A 9,135-nucleotide genomic window follows, 5' to 3' on the forward strand; every position below is an offset into this window, starting at 1 on the left:
CGGTGTATGGCGATGATTCGACCACTTATCGCGACGTCGACACCATGGGCCGCCTGTACGTCCGGGTGGACTGGGACAAGAGCCAGGCGCTGTGGGGCAATTTCAACACCGGCATCACCGGGACCGAGTACGGGCAGTACTCGCGTGCCCTGTATGGCGCCGGCCTGAGCTGGCGCAGTCGTGCAAGCACCGTGCTGGGTGAGCCGGAAACCGAATTGAAGGGTTTTGCGTCGAAGGCGGAAACCGCGCCCGGCCACAACGAGTTCCTTGGCACCGGTGGCAGTCTGTACTACCTGAAGCACACCGACATACTGCCGGGCTCCGAGCGGGTCGTCCTGGAAGTGCGCGATCCCGGCACCGGCCGCACCGAGGTGCGGGTCAACCTGGTGCCCGGCGCGGATTACCAGATCGACAACATGCAGGGCCGGATCATCCTGACCCGCCCGCTGTCGGTACTGACCCGCGAAAACGTGCCGACCCTGACCCGCGATGCGCCGCTGGACGGCCTGCTGCAGGTGCTGCTGGTCGATTACGAATTCGTGCCGCAGGGATTCAACGGTGATGAAGTCACGGCCGGGCTGCGCATCAAGCACTGGTTCGGCGATCACTTCGCGTTGGGCGGCACCTATGTCGATGAAAACCGTGCTGGCGACGACTACCGGCTGGCGGGGGTGGACCTCACCCTGCGGGCTGGCCAGGGCACTTACCTCAAATTCGAACAAAGCCATACCCGCGCCACCAGTGCGCCGGTGTTTTTCTCCGGCAATGGCGGCCTGTCCTTCATCCAGGTCAATCCGACGCTCGGCCTGCGCAGCGGCACCGCACGCGCGGTGGAAGCACGCGCCAACTTCCATGAGCTGGGCTGGACCGAGCAGGAATGGACGGCCGGCGCGTGGTGGCGCGATGTTGATGCCGGCTATTCGATCGCACGCTTCGACATCGGCCAGGACATTCGCGAGCATGGCGCGGAAGTGCGTGGCAACTTCACCCCGAACTTCAGTCTCTACACTCGCTACAGCGAGGCCGAGCGTGGCCTGGAACGGCTGATCCAGGCGCAGGCCACGGTCGAGTGGCGACTGAGCGATTTCGACGTTCTGGGTGCCGAACTGCGGCGCGTGGAAGAACGGCGGATAGGCGGAATGGCGACCGGGGTGCTGGCGGCGCTGCAATACCGACACCGCTTCGGCACCGCGCTGGAGCTGTACGGCACCGCCCAGTTCACCGTGGATGACGATGGCGGGCTGTACGCCGACAACGACGCCATCACCGTCGGCGGCAAGTACCTGTTCGGCAACCAGTCCAGCGTCGGCCTGGAATACACCCACGGCGACCGCGGCAATGGCGCCACCGCCAGCGCCGAGTACCGGATCAATCCGAATCACACGCTGTACACCAGCTACACCCACAGCACCGACCGCAGTCCGTTTGACCCGCTGTTCAACAACCGCCGCGACAACGGCTGGACGGTGGGCCAGCGCTGGCGGCTGTCGAACCAGGTCAACCTGTACAACGAAAGCCAATGGCTGAAGTCGCCCACTGCGTCCGGCCTGTCGCATACCTTCGGCATGGATTTCTACCCCTCGCAGGGATGGAATTTCGGTTTCACGTTGCAGCAGGCCGCTCTGGATACCACGCTGGGTGGGGTGACGCGGCGTGCCATCAGCATCAACGGCGGGCACACGTCGAACACGACCCAATGGCAGAGCAAGCTGGAGTGGCGGCGGGACACCGGCGTTGAACATCGTTCGCAGTGGGTGACCACCAACTACTTGACCCACAAGGTCAACGAAAGCTTCCGGTTCGCCGCACGCTTCAATTATTCACGCACCCGCGACTTCGTGTTGACCAATGCCGGCGCCAAGTTCATCGAGGGCAATCTCGGTTTTGCCTGGCGCCCGTGGAACAGCACGACCTGGGCGCTGTTCGGGCGCTACACCTACCTGTACGACGTGTCGGCGTTGCCGCAGATCGGCAGCAACGTGGCCAACTACGACCAGCGTTCGCAGGTGCTGTCGCTGGAAGGCGTCTACATGCCGGATGACCGCTGGGAGTTTGCCGGCAAGCTGGCGCGTCGGACCGGTTCGGTGCGCATGGGCCGGCTGGCAGGAACCTGGGCCAGTTCCAACACCACCTTTGCCTCCGGCCAGGTGCGCTACGACGTGGGTGGGAAGTGGCATGTACTCGGCGAGTTCCGCTGGCTGGGCGTGAACCACGGCGGTAATCGCTCCGGCTTCCTCGTCGGCGTGGACCGCGACATCAACAGCAACTTCCGCGTCGGCATCGGCTACAACTTCACCAACTTCAGCGACAACCTCACCAACTTCGACTACGACCATCAGGGCTTCTTCCTGAACGTCGTCGGCCGGTATTGACGAGGCGACGTGGCTGGAACGACGGTCGCCGGCAGGCTCCCTGCCGGCGGTTTCGTTTTAGCCCGTCTTGAGTCTGGCGTTCAGTCGGCGGTGAACAAGCCCGCCGAGCGTGCCGACAGTTCCGCGAACACGTCATCGGTCTCCGGGCGCACGCCGTGCCAGAGCAGGAAACTTTCGGCGGCCTGTTCGACCAGCATGCCGAGGCCGTCGAAGGCCTTGGCACAGCCGGCCGCGCGGGCCCAGGCGAGGAAGGACACGGCCACTTCGCCGTAGCTCAGGTCAACCGCGATGCTGCGCTTCTCGACCAAGGCCATCGGCAGCTTCAGCATGTCGCCGTTGACCAGGGCGGAGGTCGCATTGATGATCAGGTCGTAGCTGCCGAGTTTCGGCACCACCTCCCAGCCGCGGGCATGCACGCGCGCGGGTTCACCCAGCGCGTCGGCGAGGGCATCGGCGCGTTCGGGGTTGCGATTGACGATCATCAACTCATGGATGCCGGCGTCCAGTAGCGCCGGCGCGACGCCGTGGGCGGCGCCGCCCGCGCCCAGCAGCAGCACCCGCCGCTGGCGCAGGTCCATGCCGTGGCGCTCAGTCAGGTCGCGCACCAGGCCGATGCCATCGGTGTTGTCACCGCGCCAGCCCTCGCCATCACGGATCAGGGTGTTGACGGCACGGGCACGCTGGGCGCGCGAGGTGGTGGACGTGCACAGCGCGAACGCTTCCTGCTTGAGCGGCAGGGTGACGTTGGCACCGTCGAGCGTGCTTGCCGCCAGCTTGGCGGCGAACTCCGTCGGTGCAGCCTCGATCGCGGTGTAGTCGAGTGCGATCCCGGTCTGCTTGGCGAACGCCGCATGGATGAAAGGCGATTGCGAGTGGTCGATCGGGGTTCCGAAGACGGCGAAATGCTTCATCTGCTGCTCTCCCTGCGCGACTGTGGGGTGCGCCCATGAGAGGCGCCGAGGCATCATTCACGCAACCATCTTGCCGCATCCAGTGCGAAATAGGTCAGCACGCCATCGGCGCCGGCGCGCTTGAACGCGGTCAGCGCTTCCATCGCCACCAGTTTTTCGTCGATCCAGCCATTCGCTGCGGCGGCCTTGATCATCGCGTACTCGCCGCTGACCTGATAGGCATAGGTCGGGCGCTTGAACTGTTGCTTCACCCGATACAGCACGTCCAGATACGGCAAACCGGGCTTGACCATCACCATGTCGGCGCCTTCGGCCAGGTCCAGCGCAACCTCGTGCAGCGCCTCGTCGCTGTTGGCCGGGTCCATCTGGTAGGTGTACTTGTTGCCCTTGCCGAGGCTGCCGGCACTGCCGACCGCGCTGCGGAACGGACCGTAGAAGCTGGAGGCATATTTGGCGCTGTAGGCCAGGATCCGGGTGTGGATGTAGCCGTTGGCTTCCAGCGCGCCTCGGATCGCGCCGATGCGCCCATCCATCATGTCGGACGGCGAGAGCACGTCGACGCCGGCGGCGGCATGCGCCAGCGATTGCTTGATCAGGGCCTCGATGGTCTCGTCGTTGAGGATGTAGCCATTCGCGTCGATCAGCCCATCCTGGCCGTGGGTGGTGTACGGATCCAGCGCCTGGTCACTCATCACGCCCAGTTCCGGGAAGCGCGATTTCAGGGCTCGAATCGCACGCGGGATGATGCCGTTTTCGTCCCAGGCCACGCGGCCGTCGGCGGTCTTGGCGGCAGGATCGGGCACGCCGAACAGATCAAGCACGGGAACGCCCAACGCCAGCGCCTGTTCGCCCACCCGCAGCAACTCGTCGATCGACAGGCGTTCGACGCCCGGCATCGACGCCACCGGCGCACGGCCCTGTTGTTCGTGGACGAAGACCGGGTAGATCAGGTCATCGGTGGTGACGATGTGTTCGCGCATCAGGCGGCGCGAGAAGGCATCGTGGCGCATGCGCCGCGGGCGAACGGGGAACTGGAACTGGCTCATGGCGCCATTCTACGGGCGCCGCGTGAAGCTCACAGCAGGCCGCCGCCCAGGGCCAGCCGGATCGCGCCGACCACGATCGCGATGCCGTTCAGGATCAGGCCGGTCTTGGCGCGGGCGTTGTGGCCGGGACGGGTGACGGCGAGGGCGATCGCGGCGAGGATCGCGCCGACCGCGGCGAACGGGATCAGCAGCCAGTTCGCCCAACCCACCAGCGGGATCAGGGCCAGCATCATCCACAGCAGGGCGACGATGCCCCAGAGCAGGCTGATCAATCCCATCGGAACACGACTCCAAGCAAGGGCGGATACTGCAATAGATATGCGGGCGCGCTGCCGCCGATGCAAGTGGGAGCCGATGGATGGGGCTCTTGGGGGGACGAAGTGCCTTCGGTGGCGATGAAGCGTGGATTTCGGCGCGGGTGGGCGCGCCATCCCCGACCATTGGCACGGGCACGCCTGCATAAGCCGCGTTAGCATCGGCGATGGTGCGCTGGCGCGCGGAGATGCGACGGGGATGCGATGGCACGGAATTCAAGCGTTGCGTGGCTGCTGGGAGCCTTGTTGGTGACCGGCTCGGGGGCGGCCATGGGCCAGTCGGCACCGCAGGTGACGACGGCGGACTACCAGCGCGCGGCCGGCATGCTGGCCGATCGCACCATGCCCCTGATCGACCATGCGGTCAGTCAGGCCAGTTGGCTGTCCGACGGCTCCCTGGTGTATCGGGAGCAGACCAACGGCAAGACCCAGGTGCTGCGGTTCAACCCGGCCACCGGCAAGAGCACGCCGGCCTTCGATGCGCAGGCATTGGCCGATGCGATGAACCTCGCCGCCGGCGGCAAGGGTCGGCCGGCCAACAAGGATCGGCTGCCGCCGCTGACCATCACGATTGCGGCAGACGGCGGACTGAACCTGGATGCTGCGTCCGGGCGCTTCCATTGCGGCACATCCGGTTGCACCAAAGTGACGCAGGCGCCGTCTGGCGACGAGCCGGGCGTCGCTTCGCCCGACGGCAGTCGCGAGGCCTTCGTGCGCGACTGGAATCTGTGGGTGCGCGATCTTGCCAGTGGCAAGGAAACCCAGCTCACCTTCGACGGCAAGACCGACTATGGCTATGCCACCGACAACGCCGGCTGGAAGCACACCGGCGATGCCGTGCTGGTGTGGTCACCTGATGGCAAGAAAATCGCCACGTTCCGCCAGGACCAGCGCAACACCAGCCTGATGACCTTGGTGGCCACCAATGTCGGCGCGCCGCGCGTGGAGCAGTGGCGTTATCCGTTTGCCGGCGACAAGGACGTGACCTTGATCGAGCGTGTGGTCATCGACCTGTCGGGCGCGACACCAAAGCTGATTCGCTTGCAGATGCCGCCGGACCAGCACCGCTCGACCTGCGCCGACGACCTCGTCTGCGGCGAAGGCTGGGAAGACGTGCAGTGGGCCAAGGACGGCAAGACCCTGGCCTTCGTCAGCACCGATCGCGGCCACAAGTCGGCGACGTTGCGGGTGGCTGACGCGCAGACCGGTGCCGTGCGCGACGTGTTCAAGGAAACCGTGGCCACCCAGTACCAAGCCGCACCGGCGCTGGATTCGGTGAACTGGCGCTATCTGCCGGAGAGCAATGAATTCCTCTGGTTCAGCCAGAAATCCGACTGGGGCCATCTGTATCTGTACGACCTCACCACCGGCAAGCTCAAGCGCCAGCTCACCAGCGGCAACTGGAACGTCGCCAAGCTCGTTCACCTCGACGCCGCGGGCCGCAGCCTGTGGTTCACCGGAGTCGGCCGTGAGGCCGCTCGCGATCCGTATTTCGTCCATTACTACCGGGTCGGCCTCGACGGCGGCGACGTGCAGTTGCTGACACCGGAAGACGCCAATCATTCCATCACCGCCTCCGCCGACGGCAAGTATTTCCTCGACACCTACTCGACCATTGCGACCGCGCCGGTGGCAGTGGTGCGCGATGCCGACGGCACGCAGGTGGCCGAACTGGCGCATACCGACCTGACCCGCCTGCGTGCGGCCGGCTGGGTGGCGCCGGAATCCTTCACCGTGAAGGCGCGCGACGGCGTCACCGATCTCTACGGGCAGATGTTCAAGCCGTCCAATTTCGACCCGGCGAAGAAGTACCCGATCATCACCTACATCTACCCCGGCCCGCAGGTCGGCTCGGTGCGCAGCCGCAGCTTCCTGCCCGCGCACGGCGACCACCAGGCACTGGCCGAACTCGGCTTCATCGTGATCGCGCTCGACGGCATGGGCACGCCGATGCGCAGCAAGACCTTCCAGGACGTCTCCTACGGCAACATGGCCGACAACACCCTGCCGGACCAGGTCGCCGCGCTGAAGCAGTTGGGTGAACGCTATCCGTGGATCGACACCAGCCGCGCCGGCATGTGGGGCCATTCTGGCGGTGGCAATGCCACGGCCGCGGCAATGTTCCGCTATCCGGACGTGTACAAGGTCGGGATTGCTGAGTCCGGCAACCACGAGAACCTGTCCTACGAGGACGACTGGGGCGAGCGCTACCAGGGCCTGCTGGTGCGCAAACCGGACGGCACCACCAATTACACCGGCCAGGACAATGCGCCGCTGGCCAGCCACCTCAAGGGCAAGCTGCTGCTGATCCACGGCATGATGGACGACAACGTGCCGCCGCAGTCCACCCTGCTGGTGGTCGATGCCCTGATCAAGGCCAACAAGGATTTCGACCTGCTGCTGCTGCCGCACGCGCGCCATGGCTACGGCATGGACAGCTACTACGTCATGCGCCGGCGCTGGGACTACTTCGTGACGAACCTGTTGGGCGCACAACCGCCGCATGAGTTCGAGTTGAAGATGCAGTTCTGATCGAGCGCTGCCACCGGAGGTCGCCAGCCGCGCCAGCGGAGCGCGGTACCGAAGGAACCCCTGATTGATTCGGGGTGGATGGTGCGCGGATCAATCACCGGCGTGATCCGCGCTCGAGCGCCCGAAGAGGCGCCCTTTCCGACCCCGTACGCACGGCCTCGGTGACGGCGGTATGCTGTCCTGCAGGCGTGCCTGAGGGGGGGGCCGTGGGCAGCAAACGCCAGAGGCTATGGGCCTACAACCTCGTCCTGGTCGTGCTGACCGTGGCGCTGGCCAGTCGCGCCTGGCCGTGGTCGGCGGCGTGGCCGTCCTGGTGGGTGGTGCTGGGCTTCGGTGCATTCCAGTTGGTCGTCTGGCAATACGGCTACCTGGTGCCCTCGATGGGCCTGACCTCGATGGAGCGGGTGCCACAGGTCGCCGCCTTGCTGCTGTTCCCGCTCGAGGTGGCAGCCTGCATCAATGCGCTGCCCGCGCTGGTGTTTCCGTTCATCAACCGGCGCTATCGGCAGGACTCCCTCGGTTTCGGTGCGATCCGCGCCGTCCACAACGCCTGCATGATCGCCTTGATGTGCGCACTTGCCGGTTGGGCCTACCGCGCTGTCGGTGGCTTGGTGCCGCTGTTGGTCCCCGGCTGGTTAGACCTGCTGCGATTCCTGTTGCTGGTCGCGGTCCTGCAGGTTGCCAATTCGGCGATGATCCTGGTGTTCCTTGCGCTGGATGGGCGCGATGTGCGCCGCATCGCAAGCGTGAGCTACCTGTGCTCGGACGCGTTGTTCGCGCCGCTCGGATTGCTGGCCGCGGCGATTTGCGCGGATGGCGATGCGATCACGATTGGCTTGTTCGTCGGCTTCCTGCTGCTGACCGTGGTCAGCATGCACAGCCTGGTCGAATCGCGGAAGCAGGTCGAGGACCGCGTGACCATGCTGGATGCCGCCTCCAATGCGCGCATGGCGGTGACCGGCGCGCGGCGGATGGACCAACTGGGCGAACTCCTGCTGGAGCACATCGGCGCGGTGCTGCCGTTCAAGATCGCCTTCATTGCCGTCCATGATGCCGAGCGTGGAGAGTTCGAGGTCTTGCTGGAGCTGATCGACGGCAAGCGCATGCCACGGCAGCGCCGATCGGTGGATGTTGGGCTCACCGGCAGCGTCCTGCGCAGCGGCAAGCCCTTGCTGATCGAACGCTGGGAGCAGGCACCGGAGGCGGTGCGCACGACTGCCGTGCTGGCCGAGGGCGAACGCCCGGGCAGCATCCTGATCGTGCCGATCGTGCTCGCCGGCACGCCGATCGGGGTGGTCAGCGTGCAGCATGACCAATCCGGCCGCTACGGCGATGCCGACTGCCACCTGCTGCAGGCGATTGCGGAAGACATTGCCCCGGCGCTTGCCGATGCGCGCACCTTCCAGGAACTGGATGGCTACCGCCAGCGACTGGAATCGCTGGTCGCGGAGCGAACCGAGGCACTCCAGCGCGCCGGCAGCGAACGCGAAGCCCTGCTTGAGCAATTGCAGCGCAAGAGCGAATTGCTGGAATTGCAGAGTCGCGAGGATGCCCTGACCGGACTGGCCAACCGTCGGCATTTCGACGAGCGCATCGTTGCCGAGCTGGTCCAGATCCAGCGGCATGGCGGCGTGCTCAGCCTGGCCTTGCTGGACGTCGACCACTTCAAGCGCATCAATGACACGGGTGGACATGCCATCGGCGATGCCGTACTGGCCGAGCTTGGGCGCAGGCTGCAGGGGCATTTCCGCGGTGGCGACCTGGTGGCCAGGATCGGCGGCGAGGAATTTGCCGTGCTGATGCCGCAGGCCGCGCTGCGGGACGCGCTTGCGAAGCTCGAAGCCATCCGCGCTGAACTTGCTGCGACGGCGCTGCTGCCGGGATGGAGGGCCACGTTCTCGGCGGGCGTCGTGCAATGGCAGGCCGGCGAGAACCGTGATGCATTGCTGCGGCGTGCCGA

The 9,135-nt window shown here is 65.7% G+C and carries 5 protein-coding genes and 1 pseudogene; 3 read left to right on the plus strand and 3 right to left on the minus strand.

Annotated features, from left to right (window positions below; translation table 11 throughout):
• Window positions 1–2,372 (plus strand): annotated as a pseudogene (locus tag IT472_RS03420) (hypothetical protein); the annotation flags it as partial.
• A gap of 80 nt (window positions 2,373–2,452) precedes the next feature.
• Here IT472_RS03420 and aroE read toward each other — a convergent pair.
• Genes aroE through IT472_RS03435 form a run of 3 tightly spaced genes read right to left on the minus strand, consistent with a single transcriptional unit; the run spans window position 2,453 to window position 4,607 of the window.
• The gene (aroE, locus tag IT472_RS03425) at window positions 2,453–3,283 is read right to left on the minus strand and encodes a shikimate dehydrogenase (RefSeq protein ID WP_297178404.1); all 831 of its coding nucleotides are present in this window, start codon (window positions 3,281–3,283) and stop codon (window positions 2,453–2,455) included.
• 53 nt (window positions 3,284–3,336) lie between these two features.
• A complete protein-coding gene (gene hemB / locus IT472_RS03430; protein ID WP_297178407.1) occupies window positions 3,337–4,329 on the minus strand; it encodes a porphobilinogen synthase in 993 nt (330 codons plus the stop codon).
• Window positions 4,330–4,358: 29 nt separating this feature from the next.
• Complete coding sequence (locus IT472_RS03435; RefSeq protein ID WP_297178409.1) at window positions 4,359–4,607, minus strand: hypothetical protein; 249 nt, start codon at window positions 4,605–4,607, stop codon at window positions 4,359–4,361.
• 240 nt (window positions 4,608–4,847) lie between these two features.
• Here IT472_RS03435 and IT472_RS03440 point away from each other — a divergent pair, with 240 nt between their 5' ends.
• Window positions 4,848–7,175, plus strand: coding sequence for a DPP IV N-terminal domain-containing protein (locus IT472_RS03440; protein WP_297178412.1), 2,328 nt, complete (start codon window positions 4,848–4,850; stop codon window positions 7,173–7,175).
• Between the two features lie 206 nt (window positions 7,176–7,381).
• Window positions 7,382–9,135, plus strand: a 1,754-nt coding sequence (locus IT472_RS03445; RefSeq protein ID WP_297178415.1) for a sensor domain-containing diguanylate cyclase, incomplete at its 3' end; no start/stop codon positions are given.

The sequence above is a fragment of the Thermomonas sp. genome (assembly GCF_020850895.1).
Classification (GTDB): Bacteria; Pseudomonadota; Gammaproteobacteria; order Xanthomonadales; family Xanthomonadaceae; genus Thermomonas.

What these genes read in the sequence shown, in the direction of transcription:
- aroE (WP_297178404.1), bottom strand. Translation starts at nt 3,283, where the DNA reads ATGAAGCATTTCGCCGTCTTCGGAACCCCGATCGACCACTCGCAATCG.
- hemB (WP_297178407.1), bottom strand. Translation starts at nt 4,329, where the DNA reads ATGAGCCAGTTCCAGTTCCCCGTTCGCCCGCGGCGCATGCGCCACGAT.
- IT472_RS03440 (WP_297178412.1), top strand. Translation starts at nt 4,848, where the DNA reads ATGGCACGGAATTCAAGCGTTGCGTGGCTGCTGGGAGCCTTGTTGGTG.
- IT472_RS03435 (WP_297178409.1), bottom strand. Translation starts at nt 4,607, where the DNA reads ATGGGATTGATCAGCCTGCTCTGGGGCATCGTCGCCCTGCTGTGGATG.